At 41.8% G+C, this 18,508-nt stretch carries 16 protein-coding genes and 1 pseudogene; 6 read left to right on the forward strand and 11 right to left on the reverse strand.

Annotated elements, in window-relative coordinates; translation table 11 throughout:
- Positions 1-84 precede the first annotated feature (84 nt).
- The 5 genes from P4S60_RS17965 to P4S60_RS17985 all read right to left on the reverse strand — a co-directional run bounded on the left by P4S60_RS17965 (position 85) and on the right by P4S60_RS17985 (position 5,010).
- Positions 85-1,095 carry an ABC transporter ATP-binding protein gene (locus tag P4S60_RS17965; protein WP_105180295.1) on the reverse strand — a complete coding sequence of 337 codons (1,011 nt, stop codon included), beginning with the start codon at positions 1,093-1,095 and terminating at the stop codon, positions 85-87.
- Positions 1,096-1,106: 11 nt separating this feature from the next.
- Positions 1,107-2,606 (reverse strand): ABC transporter permease, encoded by a 1,500-nt coding sequence (locus P4S60_RS17970; RefSeq protein ID WP_337116924.1) that lies wholly within the window; start codon positions 2,604-2,606, stop codon positions 1,107-1,109.
- Positions 2,606-3,646 (reverse strand): extracellular solute-binding protein, encoded by a 1,041-nt coding sequence (locus P4S60_RS17975; protein ID WP_063703675.1) that lies wholly within the window; start codon positions 3,644-3,646, stop codon positions 2,606-2,608. Before P4S60_RS17975 ends, P4S60_RS17970 begins: the two co-directional genes overlap by 1 nt.
- Positions 3,646-4,458, reverse strand: coding sequence for a hypothetical protein (locus P4S60_RS17980; RefSeq protein ID WP_337116925.1), 813 nt, complete (start codon positions 4,456-4,458; stop codon positions 3,646-3,648). Before P4S60_RS17980 ends, P4S60_RS17975 begins: the two co-directional genes overlap by 1 nt.
- Positions 4,459-4,554: 96 nt before the next feature.
- The gene (locus P4S60_RS17985; RefSeq protein ID WP_337116926.1) at positions 4,555-5,010 is read right to left on the reverse strand and encodes a MarR family winged helix-turn-helix transcriptional regulator; all 456 of its coding nucleotides are present in this window, start codon (positions 5,008-5,010) and stop codon (positions 4,555-4,557) included.
- Positions 5,011-5,112: 102 nt separating this feature from the next.
- Between P4S60_RS17985 and hmgA the strand changes: the two genes are divergently transcribed.
- Both hmgA and maiA read left to right on the forward strand, forming a co-directional pair.
- The gene (hmgA, locus tag P4S60_RS17990) at positions 5,113-6,417 is read left to right on the forward strand and encodes a homogentisate 1,2-dioxygenase (RefSeq protein WP_337116927.1); all 1,305 of its coding nucleotides are present in this window, start codon (positions 5,113-5,115) and stop codon (positions 6,415-6,417) included.
- The gene (gene maiA / locus P4S60_RS17995; RefSeq protein ID WP_337116928.1) at positions 6,417-7,046 is read left to right on the forward strand and encodes a maleylacetoacetate isomerase; all 630 of its coding nucleotides are present in this window, start codon (positions 6,417-6,419) and stop codon (positions 7,044-7,046) included. The genes hmgA and maiA overlap by 1 nt, the downstream gene beginning before the upstream one ends.
- Before the next feature lie 53 nt (positions 7,047-7,099).
- On the opposite strand, the gene P4S60_RS18000 is transcribed toward maiA, so the two are convergent.
- Positions 7,100-7,330 carry a TIGR02647 family protein gene (locus tag P4S60_RS18000; protein ID WP_063703665.1) on the reverse strand — a complete coding sequence of 77 codons (231 nt, stop codon included), beginning with the start codon at positions 7,328-7,330 and terminating at the stop codon, positions 7,100-7,102.
- 77 nt (positions 7,331-7,407) lie between these two features.
- On the opposite strand from P4S60_RS18000, the gene P4S60_RS18005 reads away from it, so the two are divergent.
- Positions 7,408-7,707: a DUF1496 domain-containing protein gene (locus P4S60_RS18005; protein WP_105173382.1), complete on the forward strand. Its 300-nt coding sequence runs from the start codon at positions 7,408-7,410 to the stop codon at positions 7,705-7,707.
- A 56-nt stretch (positions 7,708-7,763) separates the two neighbouring features.
- Entirely contained in the window at positions 7,764-8,030 is a 267-nt protein-coding gene (locus P4S60_RS18010; protein WP_063703663.1) for a VF530 family DNA-binding protein, read from the forward strand.
- Positions 8,031-8,040: 10 nt separating this feature from the next.
- On the opposite strand, the gene P4S60_RS18015 is transcribed toward P4S60_RS18010, so the two are convergent.
- Positions 8,041-9,660, reverse strand: a complete 1,620-nt coding sequence (locus tag P4S60_RS18015; RefSeq protein ID WP_337116929.1) for a diacylglycerol kinase family protein — start codon at positions 9,658-9,660, stop codon at positions 8,041-8,043.
- Between the two features lie 304 nt (positions 9,661-9,964).
- On the opposite strand from P4S60_RS18015, the gene P4S60_RS18020 reads away from it, so the two are divergent.
- A complete protein-coding gene (locus tag P4S60_RS18020; protein ID WP_337116930.1) occupies positions 9,965-10,654 on the forward strand; it encodes an anti-sigma factor in 690 nt (229 codons plus the stop codon).
- Positions 10,655-10,833: 179 nt separating this feature from the next.
- The gene (locus P4S60_RS18025; protein ID WP_337116931.1) at positions 10,834-11,931 is read left to right on the forward strand and encodes a HupE/UreJ family protein; all 1,098 of its coding nucleotides are present in this window, start codon (positions 10,834-10,836) and stop codon (positions 11,929-11,931) included.
- 8 nt (positions 11,932-11,939) lie between these two features.
- On the opposite strand, the pseudogene P4S60_RS18030 reads toward P4S60_RS18025, so the two are convergent.
- The 4 genes and pseudogenes from P4S60_RS18030 to P4S60_RS18045 form a co-directional block, all read right to left on the reverse strand.
- Positions 11,940-12,556, reverse strand: a pseudogene (locus P4S60_RS18030) (TetR/AcrR family transcriptional regulator).
- Positions 12,557-12,684: 128 nt separating this feature from the next.
- The gene (locus tag P4S60_RS18035) at positions 12,685-14,088 is read right to left on the reverse strand and encodes an efflux transporter outer membrane subunit (protein WP_337116932.1); all 1,404 of its coding nucleotides are present in this window, start codon (positions 14,086-14,088) and stop codon (positions 12,685-12,687) included.
- Positions 14,088-17,219 carry an efflux RND transporter permease subunit gene (locus tag P4S60_RS18040; protein WP_337116933.1) on the reverse strand — a complete coding sequence of 1,044 codons (3,132 nt, stop codon included), beginning with the start codon at positions 17,217-17,219 and terminating at the stop codon, positions 14,088-14,090. Before P4S60_RS18040 ends, P4S60_RS18035 begins: the two co-directional genes overlap by 1 nt.
- 12 nt (positions 17,220-17,231) lie before the next feature.
- Entirely contained in the window at positions 17,232-18,395 is a 1,164-nt protein-coding gene (locus tag P4S60_RS18045; RefSeq protein ID WP_063703647.1) for an efflux RND transporter periplasmic adaptor subunit, read from the reverse strand.
- Positions 18,396-18,508 lie beyond the last annotated feature (113 nt).

Genomic DNA, 18,508 nt, shown 5'->3' on the forward strand with positions numbered 1-18,508 from the left:
ACGATTTTACATAGCGTCTGAGGGCTGACAGCTGAACGCTTTCTAAAAAATGCAGGCCAGTGAGACCTGCACAGATATTTTTATTTAAGCTGCGTAAACCGCAAGTGGGTGTGTTGTATTGATAGAAACATGCACTGCATCACCTGGGCGAACCATCACTTCATGGCTTACTCGGCTTGTCACCACGGTATCACACGCTAATTTAACCGCGCATAAGCGACTGCCACCTTCGTAACGTACCCATGTCACTTTACCATTACTGGTATTAGCATTTTGAATAAGGTGAATATCATCAGGGCGAAGCAATACATCAACCTTCGCGGTATCATGATCAACCTTAATAGCTGGGGCATTGCCTAAATCAGTGGTGGCGATATCACCTTCACAGTTGCCAGCAATGAAACTTGCTTCACCTAAAAAGCGTGCCACAAAGCGATTGCTTGGTAAGCTAAAGCAGCGTTCAGGGGTATCTATTTGCTGAATTATGCCTTCTTTCAGTACGCCAACACGGTCACCGACAGATAAGGCTTCTTCTTGATCATGGGTTACCCAAATAGCAGGAACACCAGCATCTTTTAATGCATTACGAATATCCCAACGTAGGGTGTCTTTTAAAGCCGCATCTAGGTTTGATAAAGGCTCGTCAAGCAATACAAAGTCTGGTTCGTGAGCAAGTGTACGGGCAAGCGCTACACGCTGCTTTTGACCACCCGATAAGGTGGCAGGCTTTTTATCACGAAATGCTTCAAGACCCAATAACTTAATCCAATGATCTGCTTTCGAGGTATCGGTTAATCTAAAGCAAATATTTTGCTGTACCGTTAAATGCGGAAATAACGCAAAGTCTTGAAATACCATTCCTACTTTTCGTTTTTCTGGTGGTACTTTTAATTTAGGTGTTGCCCGCCATGAGCCTAAATTAATTTCGCCTTCGCTGATAGGAATAAGTCCAGCTAACGCTTGTAAGATTGTACTTTTACCACAGCCAGTTGGACCAACTAGCATGAGGATCTCACTTTCCCCAAGTGATAAGTTGAGTTCACTTACCACACGATTGCTACCATAATCGATAGACAGCTTACTAACTGATAGCATTAAACTGATCCTTAATGTTCTAATTGACTGCGCTTTTCACCTGAGAGCATTATAGCTAAGCCGCATGCTGATATCACTACTAACAATAAGCCAGGTATAGCAGCGCGTCCAAAGTAACCGGCTTCATAAACACGCCATAAATAGGTTGAAAGGGTTTCAAACCCTGTTGGACCAAGTAACAATGTCGCTTCAAGCTCACGCATTGATTCTAAAAATACCAAAGCTGCACCAGCAATAATACCGCGCAGTGTTAAAGGTAAGGTAATACGCATAAAGGCTTCGCGGGGGCTGGCACCTAATACACGTGCCGATTTGATTAAACTCGAATCTAAGTGTTCAGTGCTGGTACGCACAGAGCCAACAGCTAGCGGTAAAAAGCGCAGCACGTAGGCAATCACTAATAATGCCAGAGTTTGGTATAAAAGTGGTAATTGCAGGCCACCATAAACAAGTGCTGTACCCATCACGATACCCGGAATACCAAACCCGAAATAAGTCACCCGCTCCATAATGCGCCCTAATTTACCGCTTAAGGCAGCATGCGCTACAGGTACTGCAACAACAACAGCGACAATAGCTGCAATGCCAGACGCATAAGCCGAATTCCACGCAATGCTGAAATCAAAATCAGCAATACCATCACGGGCAAGCCACAGGGTAAAAATAGCTAGCGGCAAACAAATAGCCAGTAATAAAACAGGTAGAAAAGTCACTAGCATGGCTAATTTCTGGCTGTTCGATGGGAATAACATCAGCGGTCTACCGTGGCGCTCTGAAGCCGTTTTAATTTGCGATTCAATGAACAGTAAAAAACCTACTATCACCATTAATTGTAACGATAACATCGCGGCACGACTTAAGCCAAAGGCGTTGTATTCAACATAGATCACCCGAGTAAAGGTGTCTAAGCGCATCATCGCCGGTGTACCAAAATCTGATAAGGTATAAAGCGCAACCAGCAATGAACCCGCCGCAATACCGTTGATAACACGGGGAAAGATTACTTTAAACACGCTCATTGTCATCGACATACCTAAAGTACGAGCTGCATTTACCATGCTGGCATCTAGACTGAGTAAAGATGAACGCGTCGTAAGCATAACAAACGGAAACGTGTAGAGCGTCATTACAATGGCAGCACCCGTTAAGCCATACATAGGCGGCGTTTCAAAGCCCAACAGCTGATTTATCTCACCACCGGGGCCAAATGCTGCATACAAGGTAAACGCACCAATATAGCTTGGAATTGCCAGAGGAGCGGCAAACAATACAAGCCAAATTTTTTTAAAAGGAAGTTGAACATAGGCACTAATAAACGCCAGAGGCACGCCAATTAAAATAGAGCCGATTACTGTTAACACCATAAGTGACAAGGTGTTACCAAGAATTTTTAAATTGTGACTATCAAAAACAGCCGTCGCATCACTCGCTAAAGTGATCAATATATAAACTGGCACTAACGCCAAAAGCGCTGCAAGCAGCGCCATCGGATAAGAAGCAGGTATGCGCATTATAAAACACCGCTACTGCGCATAAGGTCGAGTGTTGGCCTTAAATCTGCCAATTGAGTTAAATCTATTTTCGGCGGTGACACATCCGTTAACGCTGGTAACCCAGCTGGCTGGTCAATGCCTTGGATCAATGGAATTTCGTACGCTTCACGTGCTAAGTAACTTTGTACTTCAGCACTAAGTAAGTAACGCATAAAGTTCATTGCATTCGGGTTATCTGTTAGCGATAACACACCTGATGCATTAACTAAGCAACCTGCATCTTGATTGGTGAAAGCAAGATCAAGGTTAGCATCTGGTTTGCCTGACTTAAGGCGTAATGTGTAATAATGGTTTGCAAAACCAATATCCACTTCGCCACGTTCAACGGCCATCACTACGCCAAGCTCACCAGCATAGGTTTTCGAACGTTTTTGAACTTTCTTCAGCCATTTAGCGGTTTTATCATCCCCTTCAAGAATGCGCATTGCTGTGACAAATGATTGGAATGATGCATAAGCCGGTGCCCAACCAATTGATAAATCGCTATCTGCAATTGCCATGATACTATCTGGGATCTGATCTTTACTTAAACGCTTAGTATTATAAGGCAATGTACGAATACGACCTGTTACAGGTGCCCAGCCCGGATAGCGGAACTGCGGTTGTAATTGCGCTTCTAAGTCAGATGGTAAGGCTTTAGCTAAACCTGCGTCGGTGACTAGACCAATCGCACCAGAGTCAACAGCCCAAAATAAATCAGCACGTTTAACACCTGCTTTAGCTTCTGCCACTATCATGTTGGCAAGTGCAGCAGTCGGGCCACGTCGAATTGATAAGTTAAGTTTTGGGTTTTTCTTTTGGATAGATTGCAGTACGTTTTCGTACAAACCACCTTCACCACGGCCTAGGTATAATGTTAGGTCACCCTCAAGGGCGGGTAAGTCATTCACTGAAATTGGGCTTGCAGCTGTTGCTGCAAAGGCACGTGAAAGAGGTAGTGGCATTGCGCCCACTACCCCAAACGCAGCCAGGCCTTGAATAAAGGTCCTACGCTTCACTAAAATACATCCTTACGTGCTTTGTCGGCTTCTTCTAGTAACACCTTAGCGCGATCTAATTTTTCTTGCATATCAACAACCACTGCACGTACTTGGTCAACAGTACTTTTATCAGAAATAGCTTTTGGCAGGGTTACGTTAAAATCTTTTTCTAGAACTTCTACTAACTTCGCATCTTTTTCGATAAGCGTACCTTCAACACCTTCGAATAAGTGAAGGTAAGTATCATGTACAATTTGCGTCGCTTCATCGCTTAAACGTTCTGCGTATTTTGCAACAACGCGGTCTAATTTGTGTTTGATTTCATCGATAGTAGCACTTTGCGTCATTGTTTCAGAAGCAGTTGCTTTTACAGCTTTTAATAAGCCTTTTTGCTGGAAGTCGGCAGCAAGTTTAACAGCTCCAAGACCCTGCCACAAGGCAGCATTTAAGGCCTTTTGATGCTCACGTGCTTCGCTTGCTGGTTTTTTATCATCAATGGCCATTTTAACACCATAAATACCTTGCCAGATTGATGCATAAACCGGTACGTAGTTTGTTTCAATCGCGCTGTGAAACTTTACTGATTCCCAGAATTCAATTAAGTCATCGCTTTTAACAGCCTTTGCGCCTTTAGTTTCGTAATCGGTAACAATGGTGTCGACTTTACCGATCATCCATTCAACGTCTTCAGAATAATCTTTTAAATTTTCTTTTAGATGATTAACGTGCTCACCAATTGGGCCATTTGCCAATACAGGTTGGGCAATAAAAGTAGATGCTAATACTAGGCTTAGACCTAGTGTTTTCACGGTGTTTAACGCTAATTTCATAAGAGGGGACATCCAAGTTTCTAATTGTAAATGATAGCCATTATCATATATGTATCGATTGTCTAAATCAATTGCTATAAAGCCTTGATTACAGATTTAAACATTTTTATTTAATTGCGCAGAAAGTGTACTCAGCGTGTCCATAAATTGTTGAAGTGCTTGGCTATCTAAGCCACTCACTAAACGTGCTTGCCACTCGTTTGCAAGCGGTACAATCTGTTCATGCAACGCTATTCCTCCAGCAGATAGTGATAACAAACTTGCACGTTTATCTGTCGGGTTCGCTTTAGCAACTATCAATTCCCTTGATAATAATGATTTTACAGCCCTCGACACGGTGGATTTGTCCATTTGAGCCATATCGCATAGCTCCTTAGCACTGCACTCACCGTATTGCGCTAGATTTGCAATCACACGCCATTGTGGCACGGTCAAATTAAACTGTTGTTGATATAGTTCACTAAATTGCTCACTCATCTGCATCGAAATGTTGGTTAACGAATAAGGTAAGAACTGTTGTAAATCGAGTATTTGTTTTCGTTCTGTTGTCATGGCTTCACTACTGTCAAAAAAATTTACACAAGTAAATTCTGTGCAGTTTGAATTTAGTCTCACATGAGAGTATCTTACCTAAAACCTTTCAGGAGTCTAGTGATGAATAACGAATTACAATATATGACAGGCTTTGGTAATGAATTTGAGACCGAAGCCTTACCCGGTGCATTACCTATCGGTCAATTCAGCCCTCAAAAAGTAAAATACGACTTATATGCTGAGCAATTCAGCACAACCGCATTTACAGCGCCGCGTGCTGATAACCGCCGTACTTGGTTTTACCGTATTCGCCCGTCAGTAGTACAAGGTGATTACACGCCAATCGATAATGGCCTTATTCGTACAGCTCCTATCACCGAAGTGCCAACGCCACCGACGATGCTACGTTGGGATCCAATTGAGATTCCTGCACAGCCAACTGATTTTATTGATGGTTTAATCACCATGGCTGCGAATGGCAGTGCCAATGCACAAACAGGTATTGGTATTCATATTTATGTTGCTAATAAATCAATGCAACATCGTTACTTTTATAATGCTGACGGTGAAATGCTGTTTGTTCCGCAACAAGGTGAGCTATTACTAAGAACTGAATGCGGAAAACTCACCGTTCGAGCTGGTGAAATTGCGGTTATCCCTCGCGGTATTAAATTTGCTGTCGATTTACTTACTGATACAGCCCGAGGCTACATCTGTGAAAACTATGGCCATGCTTATATTTTACCAGAGCGCGGCCCTGTCGGTGCCAACGGTTATGCCAATGACCGTGACTTCCACTACCCTGTAGCCGCTTTTGAAGATGTTGAAGGTGATTTTGACCTAGTTGCTAAATTCAACGGCAATATGTTCCGTTGTGATATTGGCCACTCGCCTTTAGATGTCGTTGCTTGGACGGGTAATAGCGCACCTTATAAATATGACCTTGCTCGATTCAATGTCATGAATACAGTAAGTTACGATCACCCAGATCCATCAATCTTTACTGTATTAACATCACCATCGGGTACAGAAGGTGTTGCTAATATCGATTTTGCTATCTTCCCTCCACGTTGGATGGTGGCTGAGAACACATTCCGCCCACCTTATTACCACCGTAATATCATGAGTGAGTTTATGGGCCTCATCGAAGGTGTATACGATGCCAAAGAACATGGCTTTGTACCAGGTGGTTCGAGCTTACATAATTGTATGTCGCCACATGGTCCAGAAGCCGATGTATTCGAAAAAGCATCAAATGCTCAGCTTGAACCACAACGCTACGAAAACACCTTGGCATTTATGTTTGAATCACGTTACGTTATTTCACCGACAAAATATGCCCTTGAAGGTAAAGAGCGTCAGCCTAACTACACAGACTGTTGGCGCACTATTAAAAAACATTTCACAGGTAAACAGGACGTATAATGAAACTTTATAGCTATTTTCGTTCATCAGCTGCATACCGAGTACGCATTGCGCTTAATTTAAAGAATATTGATCACGAATTAGTGACGGTTAATTTATTAAAATCAGAACAGCAAAGTGACGAGTACCTAGCAAAGAACCCGCAAGGATTATTACCAGCACTTGAAACTGAGCAAGGTGTACTTGCACAATCGTTAGCTATTTTAGAGTGGCTCGAAGAAACCCACCCAGAAACACCGTTACTAACGGGTGATGCGTGGCAAAAAGCTCAGATCCGTAATTTATGTTATGCCGTAGCGTGCGATATTCACCCTATCGATAATTTACGCGTATTAAAGTACTTAGCTAATGATCTTGGTGTTGATGAAGAAGCAAAAACGACCTGGTATAAGCATTGGGTAGAAGTTGGTTTTGAAAGTATCGAAAAGCTACTTGATGAAGCGAACACTTTTTGTGTGGGTAACAAACCAACGCTTGCAGATGTGTGCCTCGTGCCGCAAGTATTTAATGCCTTACGCTTTAAAGTTGATATGTGTAAATACCCTAAAATTGCTGCAGTTTATGAGCAATGTAATAAGCTTGATGCCTTTATTGATGCTGCACCACAAAATCAACCAGATGCGATTTAAGTGTTACTATGATTAATGTAAAAGGCCCGAATAATTCGGGCCTTTTTTATTTGTTATCTTAGCGCTGAGTTAATCACACTCACATGATTAATTAAATCGAGTCCCAAGTCGGTTAAGTAGCCCCCATCAGGACTATCCGTGATGCCTTTATCATAAAGACGTTTTGCTGCATCTCTGATAGAGCTTTCGGCATCTGAGTGAATTTTAATTCCCTGCATTTGAGAATCGCGGGGAAATTTTGCAAGGAGGGTTAATTCGTCAATCATATTTTTATCAAATTGCATGTGTTCACCTTTTTATTATTTATTCCTTGTCATAAGCTTAGTGTAGTTATGCAAATCTGCCCAACGGGAGACGTAATTTGTTAAAGAAAATTTTAATTCTAACTACATTGGTTATTTTACTGTTTTTAAATAAATCAATGGCGAAAGAAAAACCCCTCGTTGTGATTGATGGTCAAGAAACGCTGAACAATCACAGAGTATGCTGGTACGAAAATAAGCGCTATACCGAAGGTGCGTATATCGTCGTTGGCGAGATGACGTTAATTTGCAGCGCCAAACAGCCTAATTTTTCAAACAGTGATTTGGCATGGCTAAGACTCAATGCAAATGGTGAAATTATTTATCCCAAACAGGCTAAAACGATTCATGTCAATTAGCTTAACGTTCACAGATAGGTTACTATTGCGCGGTTGCAAATAACCTAAGATTTATCATGGACAATCAACCTAATAATCCGTTGCATGGCATTAAGCTAGCTGACATCGTAACTAAACTTGAAGAAAAGCTTGGTTGGGATGGTATGGCAGCGCATGTCGATGTACGCTGCTTTCAAAATGATCCGAGTGTAAAATCGAGCCTAAAATTTTTACGAAAAACACCATGGGCGCGCGAAAAAGTTGAACAGTTATATATTGATACTTTTATCAATAACAACGCGGCTGATGACGGCTCGTTCCAATGGAAAAGCATTAAGAAATAAAGCAAAAGCGCTATTCTTCAGCGACAATCACCGAAAGCGATTTCGGTGATATCTCTACTTCAATTTTTTCCGCTGTTTTCACCTCACCATCTATTACATAACTTAAGCCAGCATCTGCACTCACTGTTACTCGTTTTGCGTTTGTGTGGTGGCTATTAATTGCAAAACTAGTTTGCGTAATGCTCGAAAACACTAACTCAGCAATACTGAGTGTACTCGCTTTAGAGTCCGCACTGGGTGTTAACCAATTTACATCAAGTAAACCATCTTGATGATCTGGCTGCCCTGCAGATTGAGCAAGTAAGGTAGTAAATGGCGCGGCGTTGGCAATGATTAAACTTGTGGTATTAATTGTTTGCGGTTCGTTATCATCAAGCGTAACCAGATAATCTTGCGCCTCATGCTCACCTAATGCTTGCCAAAACCCTTGTAAATACGCAAGTTGCCCTGACTCATTTTTTGCATCACGGTGAGCTTTTTCAATCATCTTTTGTTCAAAACCAATGCCTGCAAGTAATAACATACGCTCACCATTGCACACAGCGGTATCTATTCGGCTTGCCTGCCCTTCAATTATCAGTTCACACGCTTGTTCAACAGGAATAAGTTTCGATTTAATCCCCATTAGCACATGCGCCAGTGCATTGGCGGTACCAAGGGGGATAATCCCCAGCTTACAGTCTGTATTAACAAGTTCACTTGCAACCTCTGTTACTGTGCCATCACCACCACAAGCAATGACTACATCAGGGTTCAATTCAAGTGCTTCTTTGGCTAACTCAGTACCGTTTACCTGCTCCGACGTTGTATAAACAGTTAAATCATAATACTCAGATAAGCGGGATGTAATTTGCTTACGTTTTGCTTCCCACAGTTTTGTGCCAGAAACCGGATTAGCAATAAGCACCGCTTTATTCTTTATTAATAAGTCACCACGGCGATGACGTTTCACAAGATGACGCAGCTGACGTTTATTTAAATTTGCAGTTTCACGTGTCTCTTTAATTTGTGCCAGTACTTGGTGCACATCGGCATCTTTGTTTTGGCTGAGTAAATAAGCAGCCATCACAAAGACAGAGCGCCCTCGGCCAAGGGCACAATGCACAACCACCCTTCTATCTTCTTTAACTTGATGATCAATCCAATTAATTGCTTGGTGTAATTGCGCGCGTGTTGGCACACTATGATCAAGTACTGGGATATTTAAATAGCGAATATTCTCTTGGGTAGAAGACCACTCAAGGCCATCAAATTCGCACGTGACATCTAAAATGGCCGTGATGCCCATCTCTTTCATGGTGTCTATATCTGAAGGAAATAAACGACAAGCTAAAAATAAATGCTCATTAATTTGTTGCAGTGGTGGCACTTTGTCATTTTTTCTTGACCACGCATTATAAAGTTGCGCGCCAAGTAAAAAGGGAATGAATGCCCACCGTATGTAAATGGGGATGACACCATTTTCTCGTTTTCTAAAAATACGTGCGATATTAAAAAAGTATGCGCCACTGACTAACAGTAACGACAATGCAGTCCAATAAAAGAACAGCGCAAAATACACTGTTTCAACCCGAATAGCCGCAATTATAAATACAATCGCTAGTGCTAAGTAACTAAATGCTGCCCACATAATCACTCCTTGTTATTCTAATTACAAAGTACGTTGCAAATTTCACTCCAGTAAAACCGCCTTATTTAAACTTGGTGGCTATTTAAAATCAGTAACTTAGCGTTCACTTAAAAACCTATACTTTAAGTTTAGGACATTTTTTCACAACTTTATGAATAACTTACAATTATTTACACAAGGCACGATTGATAAATTTGCCAAGCTGTTTTTCCCTGCTAGTCTAAATTAAAAGCAAAAACTAATAATCACAGAGTTTGAGTGTCGCTTTTGTCAAAAACTTAAATCAATTCGAGCCTAATTCGTTATGAAATACGATGACCAAACGCTACTTAATTTACTTGCAGCAGAATACGTTCTAGGCACATTACATGGCCATGCCCGTGATAGATTTAGCCGCTTAATGCGCACCTCTCCTCGAGCCCGATACGCAACCTCATTATGGCAAAGGCATATAAAGAATTTAGAAAACGCGATTGAATCTAACCCACCCGATCAACAAGTGTGGGATAAAATCACAAAACGAATTGACCCCATATTTTTACCAACACAGAAGAAAGCAAAAGACCCTAACTATGGAATTTTTAAGGCTTGGGGTGCAATTGCCACAGCAGTCTGTATTGTATTGGTGTTAATTACTTGGCAACCGCAAGAGTCATTTAGCGATAAAGTCACTCATTCAGTGACATTTTATGATTCATCAAATAAGCCACTTTGGAGTTTAGATATAAGCGATCACAGCATTTTACTAAAAGCGGCTAGTGACATGAGTTTTCAAACTGATAATGACTACCAGTTATGGATCCGTTTAAAAGGCTACCCTAGCGCCATCCCTATTGCTTTATTACCTAAAACAGACAGTAAAGAAATTGCCCGAAATGCATTATTTAAACCGCAAAATATTGCGTTACTGGCGATAAGTCGAGAACCGATTGGCGGTTCACAATCAGGCTCCCCAAGTGAAATTATTTATACAGCTGAACTTAACGTCAACTAACCATACAAAGCCAAAACACTCATTATTAAAACACGAGCAAAGCCACTATTTCTAAGACAGATGACCTAGCCGTTAAACCTGTGTACTTGCTATAGTAACAGCCCCTTTTTACTTATCTTAAAAGAAATGCGGTCATTCGAGCATAAGACTTGCCCGCCAGTATTATCTTAGGAATAAACATGAAAAAGTCGTTGTTGTTTACGCTATTTCTATTGATTTTTAGTTTTACCAGTTATGCCCACCAGCAAAGTACCGCTTACCTTACTTTAGAACAACAAACGAGTCATACACTTTCACTCACAGGCTCTTGGCAATCCTCTGTGACTGACCTCGATAAAGCGATCAAGTTCGATAAAAATCAAGATAATGTAATTACATGGCATGAAATTACATCACAGCAACAAGCAGTATTAGACTATCTAAATAGCCATTTTAATGTGTTACAACAAAATCAAAGCTGCAAGGTCACGGTTGATGGTGCACTTAGTATAGATAACCACTTTAATCAGTCGTATATCCATGTGCCACTACAAGTTGATTGTCCATCTGATAGTTCTATAACAGTTAATTACACAGCCCTATTTGATATAGATGAGCATCATCAAGCAATTGCCGCCATTGCTAAATCAAGCCGCGTATTTGAACAAAATACGGCAAAACAAGTTATCAACTTTAAAGAGCAAAGCTTCACCACAACGTTTATTGAATATGTACATCAAGGCATATTACATATTTGGATGGGCTCAGATCATATTTTGTTCTTAATCGCGCTATTGCTGGGCTGTGTGTTAGTTCGTAAGCAAGGCGAGTGGCAACGTGTCGAGTCTAAAAAACAAATCCTTGTTGATACTGCGTGGATCATCACCGCTTTTACGCTTGCTCACTCAATGACCCTCACAGCAACTGCAATGAATATCATATCGCCAAACACCCGATGGGTAGAATTAGGTATCGCGCTTTCAGTTTTATTTGCTGCAATAAATAATATTTGGCCAATGATTGTGCGTTTAGGTTGGATCACCTTCTGCTTTGGTCTATTGCACGGTATGGGATTTGCGAGTGTGTTAGGTGAGCTTGGCTTATCAAATGAATACCAGCTAATGAGTATTTTAGCGTTTAATTTAGGGGTTGAAATTGGTCAACTGGTTATTTTAGCCATTTGTTTACCGCTACTAATGCTACTTAGAAATAACCCCTGGTACAAAAAAGCCATTATGCCAGCAGGCTCAGTGGTAATTGCAATTATGGCAATCCAATGGTCTATAGAGCGCTTTTAACAAGCGCTTTATTCAAACGGTAACAACAAGGTTTTCATTGCCGGACGCAACGCTTTATGTAACTCATTGATATTAAGATCTGGGTTTAACATCTTACGCAACAAGAGCCCCCCATGACAGAAAACATCACTTCAATACGAGCATTTACTTCTTCAAGTGCCGTTCCTTGTAACGGCCCTCTTTCACCTACTAATAATTCGCGCATTGAATCACGAGCGTGGCTATCTGAGCCACGTAGTAAGTTAGCTACTTTTTCATTACGCGCAGCTTCGGCCAACATTTCTAAATCAAGTGCACCTTGATTTAAATCGGTATGGCGCTCAACACCTCTGTCAAGACCATCAAGCAACACAGTAACGCGGTCGCCTGGTTTATCAGCAAACTCTTTAAAAATTGAGAACATTTCTTCCATATCACGTTCTACAATCGATTCTATAATTGCTTCTTTACTGGCAAAGTAATTATAAATATGGCCGGCGCTCATGCCTGCAGTTTTAGAAATTTCGGCCATTCCCGCGCCATGATAGCCTTTACGTCGAAAACAATCCGGCGCGGCACAAAGCACTTGATTACGTCTTGCCTCAGCAAGCGCAGGGTCATTGTGTCTTTTCGTTTTTTGCGTCATGGTTTCTCCAAGCTTTACTGACTATGGTTAACTTAAATTTAAACAAGGTTTACAGGATCTTAATCTTAGAGGAGAGTCAAAACAACTAAGATCCTGCAAAACCTTAAATAAATTATGCTTTTGCTGATTTATTGCACAGATTTTTGTGCATTCCAGCCGCCACCCAGTGCTTTATACAAATTAATTTGGCTCGCCAGATATGCTTGCTTACCCAAAATTAACTGTTGTCCAGCACTGTACCAATTTCGTTGTGCATCCAATACTTGTAAGTAACTGTCTGCCCCTTTTTGAAAACGCGCATCCGATAAAGTAAAAGATAGCTCATTACTTTGATATAAGTCATTGAGCGCATCTAGCTGATGCATATAACCTTCACGATCAGCAAGTGCATCAGAAACCTCTTTAAACGCTTGCTGTATGGTTTGCTCGTAGCTGGTTAGTGCCATTTCTTGCTGAGCTTTTGCAACATCGAGATTAGCTTGATTACGACCCATATTAAAAATAGGCAAATTTACCGATGGTACAAAACTCCAAGTACCTGAGCCTGAATCAAACAGGTTACTCAAGTCAGCAGAAGCCGTACCCGCATTCGCGGTTAAACTGATACTTGGATAGAATGCCGCTTTTGCCACACCAATGTTTGCATTGGCTGCCAGTAAATCATGCTCAGCTGCTTTAATATCAGGTCGCTGAGTCAATAGCTCCGACGGTAACCCTACTGGCACATCTGGCAAACTAAGTACATCATCTATACTTTCACTCGGTAATAAATCCGCAGTGACGGTTTTACCCACTAGAAAATCGAGGGCATTTTTATCGCGCTTAAGTAAACGCTGATAGTTTGCAATATCAACCTTCGCGGTTGCTACTGTGCTTTCAAGTTGCGATAGCGTTAACTGAGAAGCTGCACCAAGGGCAAATGTTTTACGGGTTAACTCTAAAGACTCCTGCTGAGACTTCAACGTCTCGTTTGCAAGTGCCAAAAGCTCTTTGTCCGTCGCATAGTTAAGCCATGCATTCACTAATTCTGAAATCAAACTAATGCGTACACTAGTTAGACTGTATTCGGCCGAATAGAGGTTTTGTAAAGCTTGCTCTGATTGGTTGCGGACTTTGCCCCAAAGATCAATTTCATAAGCGGTTAGACCAACAGTCGCTGAATAATTTTCAGAAATAGTTGCTTGTCCGGTACCAGATAAATCTGCCGGAAGACGCTGACGCGTACCCGATGCATTCAAATCAATGCTTGGGTAAAGCGCTGAATCTTCAATCTGGTACATTGCTCTTACCTGCTGCACATTCAGTGCAGCAGTTTTTATGTCTTTGTTGTTTTCAAGTGTGAGCGCAATCAGCTGTTGCAGCTGCGCATTACTGAAAAATGACTGCCAATTGAGCGCATTGATATCGCCTGCTGTACCTTGGATATCATAGTTTTGAGCAACGGGTAATTCACGCTCCTCCATATCTGGCGCCATATTACAGGCAGATAACATAAGTGCAGCAACAGACACTGAGATTAGTTTAGCTTTCATTATGCCTGCTCCTCATTCGTTGATTTTGTTTTACCTGGGAATACACGACGCACCAGTACAAAGAACAATGGTACAAACAACACCACAATGGTCGATGACGCAAGTGTACCGCCGATAACAGCAATACCGAGTGCGTTTTGCGCACCCGAACCCGCACTTGATGCAATTGCTAGGGGTAGTACACCACAGACAAACGCCATTGATGTCATAAAGATTGGACGTAAACGAAGGCGAATAGCAGCCACAGCAGCATCGACTAATTTCATACCTTCATCCATTTTATGAATCGCAAACTCTACAATTAAGATGGCATTTTTTGATGCCAAACCTATGGTAGTTAAAAGACCTACTTGTAGATAAATATCGTTAGATAAATTAAATACAAACGAGGCAATCGATGCACCAAATACCCCAAGAGGTACAATTAGCATAACCGCAGCAGGAACTGACCAGCTCTCGTATAATGCCGCTAGACATAAGAATACAACCAACAATGAAAGTGCATAAAGCAATGGTGCTTGACCACCACTTAAGCGCTCTTCATATGAAATACCTGTCCATTCAAACGACACGCCAGCTGGTAATTTCTTAACCATTTTCTCAACTTCAGCCATCGCTTGACCAGTACTGTAACCCGGCGCAGCCGCACCTTGTATTTCCATCGCTGAGAAGCCGTTGTAACGCTCAAGACGCGGTGAGCCATAAGTCCAATACGAATGAGCAAACGCCGTAAATGGCACCATGTCACCACTTGCGTTACGTACATACCATTCATCTAAGTCTTCTGGCACCATGCGTGATTCAGGTGTGCCTTGTAAGTACACTTTTTTCACACGGCCACGGTCGATAAAGTCATTTACATAGCTACTACCCCACGCTGTCGATAACGTATTATTGATATCAGCTTGAGTAAGACCTAATGCTTCGGCTTTTGCTAAATCAATATCAAGTTCAAGCTCTGGCTTATCTTCTTGACCATTCGGGCGCACACCCGATAGCACAGGATTCTGCGCAGCCATACCTAAAAACATGTTACGTGCTTCAAGTAGTTTTTCGTGACCTAGGCCAACCCTATCCTGTAAGAACAAGGTAAAACCGTTTGCAGTGCCAAGCTCAACAACCGCTGGGGGTGGGAAAGCAAATACGAACGCTTCTTTAATGGTTGAAAAGTAACCCATGGCTTTACCCGCAACTGCACCGACTGATAGATCATGGCGTTGACGTTCATCCCAGTGTTTTAAGCCAACAAAGCCGATTGCCGCATTTTGACCAGAGCCTGCAAAGCTAAAACCTGTTACCGTAAAGATAGATTTAACTGCTTCTGATTGATCTTCTAAGAAGTGGTGTTCCATCTTTTCAACAACTTTTAACGTTTGCTCTGTTGTCGCACCCGCAGGTAAGCTCACTTGGTTAAACAAAATACCTTGGTCTTCATCTGGTAAAAATGCCGATGGTAATTGTGAGAAAATAAACACCATACCACCCACGATTAAACCGTAAATAAGTAAGTAGCGTTTACTGTGTTTGATCATGCGAGACACAAAACCTTGCGCACCCGAGTTTGTTTTGTCAAAACCACGATTAAAACCAAGGAAGAAACGACCAATGAATGACTTGTTATTGTGAACATGACTTGGTTTTAAAATAGTCGCACAAAGCGCTGGTGTTAAAATCAACGCAACTAGCACAGATAGACTCATAGCTGTTACTAAAGTGATTGAGAACTGACGGTAAATTACACCTGTAGAGCCTGGGAAGAACGCCATAGGCACAAATACAGCCGACAGCACCATCGCAATACCGACAAGTGCGCCTTTGATTTCATCCATCGATTTACGTGTTGCTTGTAATGGCGATAAGTTTTCTTCAGTCATTACACGTTCAACGTTTTCAACAACAACGATGGCATCATCTACCAGTAGACCAATGGCAAGTACCATCGCAAACATAGTGAGGGTATTAATTGAGAAACCAAACACTTGTAAAATGGCAAACGTACCTAGCAATACAACAGGTACTGCAATGGTCGGAATAAGTGTTGCTCTGAAGTTCTGTAAGAATAAGTACATTACTAAGAACACCAGTACAACAGCTTCAATTAGAGTGCTTACTACTTTCTCAATTGAAAGTGATACGAATGGCGTCGTATCGTAAGGAACAACCGTAGTTAAACCTTCAGGGAAGAAAGGCTCAAGTTCAGCAAGCGCGGCTTTTACGCCGTCTGCGGTATCAAGTGCGTTGGCACCACTGGCAAGCTTAACACCTAAACCCGATGCAGGTTTGCCGTTAAAGCGCGCAACAACACCGTAGTTTTCACCACCTAATTCAACATTCGCAACGTCACTTAGGCGAACAACTGAACCATCAGCATTGGTTTTTACAAAAATATTTCTAAATTGCTCAGGTGTTTGTAAACGGCTTTGTGCAGTCACCGTTGCATTTAATTGTTGGCCACTTACTGCTGGCAAGGCACCTAGTTGACCTGCCGACACTTGCGCATTTTGAGCACTGATTGCAGCGCTAATATCTGCAGGAGTTAATGAGTATTTAAGTAACTTAGCTGGGTCTAACCAAATACGCATTGCATATTGAGAGCCAAACAGCTGTACTTCACCGACACCATTTACACGCGAAATAATATCAAGCACGTTTGATGAAACATAATCACCGATATCGATGTTATTCATACTGCCGTCTTCAGAGACAAAGCCTACAACCATTAAGAAGTTTCGAGCAGATTTTGCAACCGAGACACCTTGACGTTGTACTTCTTCAGGTAATAACGGTGTTGCAAGCGACAGTTTGTTTTGTACTTGAACCTGTGCGATATCAGGGTCTGTATCTGCACTAAAGGTTAAGGTTAACGTCGCTGAGCCATTTGACTCAGAGGTTGATGACATGTAAAGCAAGCCATCTAGCCCTTTCATTTTTTGTTCAATAACCTGTGTAACCGTATCTTCAAGAGTACGGGCCGACGCACCAGGGTATGTGGCTTGAATACTAATTGCAGGTGGTGCAATTGATGGATACTGCGCAACCGGCAAACTTCTAATTGCTAAGATACCTGCCAGCATCACAACGATAGCAAGTACCCATGCAAATATGGGCCGATCAATAAAAAATCGTGACATTAAGTTTCTCCGTTACTGGCTATTAGCTGCTGATTCTGCAGGCATGGCATTGACTGGTGCACCTGGGCGGATTTTCTGTAAACCTTCAACAATTAGCTTATCGCCACTGTTAAGGCCATCTGTCACTAACCAGTTTGAGCCCACAGTACGATCTGTTTTAAGCACGCGTGCTTCTACGGTATTGTCTTTGCTTACAACCATGGCAGTAGGCTCACCTTTGGTGTTTCTGCTTACGCCACGTTGCGGTGCTAAAATCGCATCACTTTTCACACCTTCAACAATCACTGCACGAACATACATACCAGGCAGTAGTAATTTTTCAGGGTTAGGAAATTCAGCACGTAACGTTACTGAGCCTGTGCTTGGATCAACGGTTACTTCAGAAAATTGCAATGTGCCTTTATGTTGATAAGTGCTGCCATCTTCCATCTTTAATTCAACTTTTGAATGTAAAGCAGCATCTTTATCAAGCTCACCCGCAGCAATGGCTTTTTTTAAACGTGTTAGTTCACTGCTCGACTGGGTTAAATCAACATAAATAGGGTCTAATTGAGTAATGGTTGCTAATGCTGTAGCTTGATTAGCGCTAACAAGTGCACCGGCAGTGACATCTGATTTACCAATTTGACCACTAATTGGTGCTAACACTTTGCTGTAGTTTAAATTGATTTCAGCAGTTTTAAGCTGCGCTTGAGCTGTTAGTAAGTCTGCTTTTGCACCTTTGTATGCTGCATCTGCTTCGTCGTAATCTTGTTGGCTTACTGCTTTGATACTCAATAGTTCTTTATAGCGTTCAGCTTTTGCTTTTGCATTAGCAATACTTGCTTGTGCTTTTGTGATAGCCGCTTTGCTAGTCGCTACTTCAGCTTCAAAAGTAGATGGATCGATTTGATATAAGGCTTGGCCCTTTTCTACTTCAGCACCTTCAACGAACATACGTGATTGAATAATACCGTTAACCTGTGGGCGAATTTGCGCGATACGTGAAGCAGCCACACGGCCTGGCAATTCTTTAGTTAGCGTAAGAGGTTTGCTTTGCATCTCAATAACGCCAACAGGTACAGCTTGTGCTGCCTGCGTTTGCCCTTGAGCCGATTCAGATTGGCCGCAGCCTGATAATAAAACAGCACCAGCCAAAGCTGAAAGTGCAAAAAATGGAATGCGAGAGCGCTGCATGTGTAGTTCCTTAGTTTAGAGTGAACGATCATTCTAAACTAAAAAAGGCACAGATCAACCATCTTTAAAGAACTTTACATTAAATAAAAAGCTTGCTTTAACGCATGAATTTT

The organism is Pseudoalteromonas sp. Hal040 (assembly GCF_037162425.1).
Classification (GTDB): Bacteria; Pseudomonadota; Gammaproteobacteria; order Enterobacterales; family Alteromonadaceae; genus Pseudoalteromonas; species Pseudoalteromonas gelatinilytica.

Excerpts from the sequence above, each read along its gene's own strand:
- P4S60_RS17965 (WP_105180295.1), bottom strand. The coding sequence starts at position 1,095 with ATGCTATCAGTTAGTAAGCTGTCTATCGATTATGGTAGCAATCGTGTG.
- P4S60_RS18035 (WP_337116932.1), bottom strand. The coding sequence starts at position 14,088 with ATGAAAGCTAAACTAATCTCAGTGTCTGTTGCTGCACTTATGTTATCT.
- P4S60_RS18020 (WP_337116930.1), top strand. The coding sequence starts at position 9,965 with ATGAAATACGATGACCAAACGCTACTTAATTTACTTGCAGCAGAATAC.
- P4S60_RS17985 (WP_337116926.1), bottom strand. The coding sequence starts at position 5,010 with ATGACAACAGAACGAAAACAAATACTCGATTTACAACAGTTCTTACCT.
- P4S60_RS18010 (WP_063703663.1), top strand. The coding sequence starts at position 7,764 with ATGGACAATCAACCTAATAATCCGTTGCATGGCATTAAGCTAGCTGAC.
- P4S60_RS17980 (WP_337116925.1), bottom strand. The coding sequence starts at position 4,458 with ATGAAATTAGCGTTAAACACCGTGAAAACACTAGGTCTAAGCCTAGTA.
- P4S60_RS18040 (WP_337116933.1), bottom strand. The coding sequence starts at position 17,219 with ATGTCACGATTTTTTATTGATCGGCCCATATTTGCATGGGTACTTGCT.
- P4S60_RS18000 (WP_063703665.1), bottom strand. The coding sequence starts at position 7,330 with ATGCAATTTGATAAAAATATGATTGACGAATTAACCCTCCTTGCAAAA.
- P4S60_RS18025 (WP_337116931.1), top strand. The coding sequence starts at position 10,834 with ATGAAAAAGTCGTTGTTGTTTACGCTATTTCTATTGATTTTTAGTTTT.
- hmgA (WP_337116927.1), top strand. The coding sequence starts at position 5,113 with ATGAATAACGAATTACAATATATGACAGGCTTTGGTAATGAATTTGAG.
- maiA (WP_337116928.1), top strand. The coding sequence starts at position 6,417 with ATGAAACTTTATAGCTATTTTCGTTCATCAGCTGCATACCGAGTACGC.
- P4S60_RS18015 (WP_337116929.1), bottom strand. The coding sequence starts at position 9,660 with ATGTGGGCAGCATTTAGTTACTTAGCACTAGCGATTGTATTTATAATT.
- P4S60_RS18045 (WP_063703647.1), bottom strand. The coding sequence starts at position 18,395 with ATGCAGCGCTCTCGCATTCCATTTTTTGCACTTTCAGCTTTGGCTGGT.
- P4S60_RS17970 (WP_337116924.1), bottom strand. The coding sequence starts at position 2,606 with ATGCGCATACCTGCTTCTTATCCGATGGCGCTGCTTGCAGCGCTTTTG.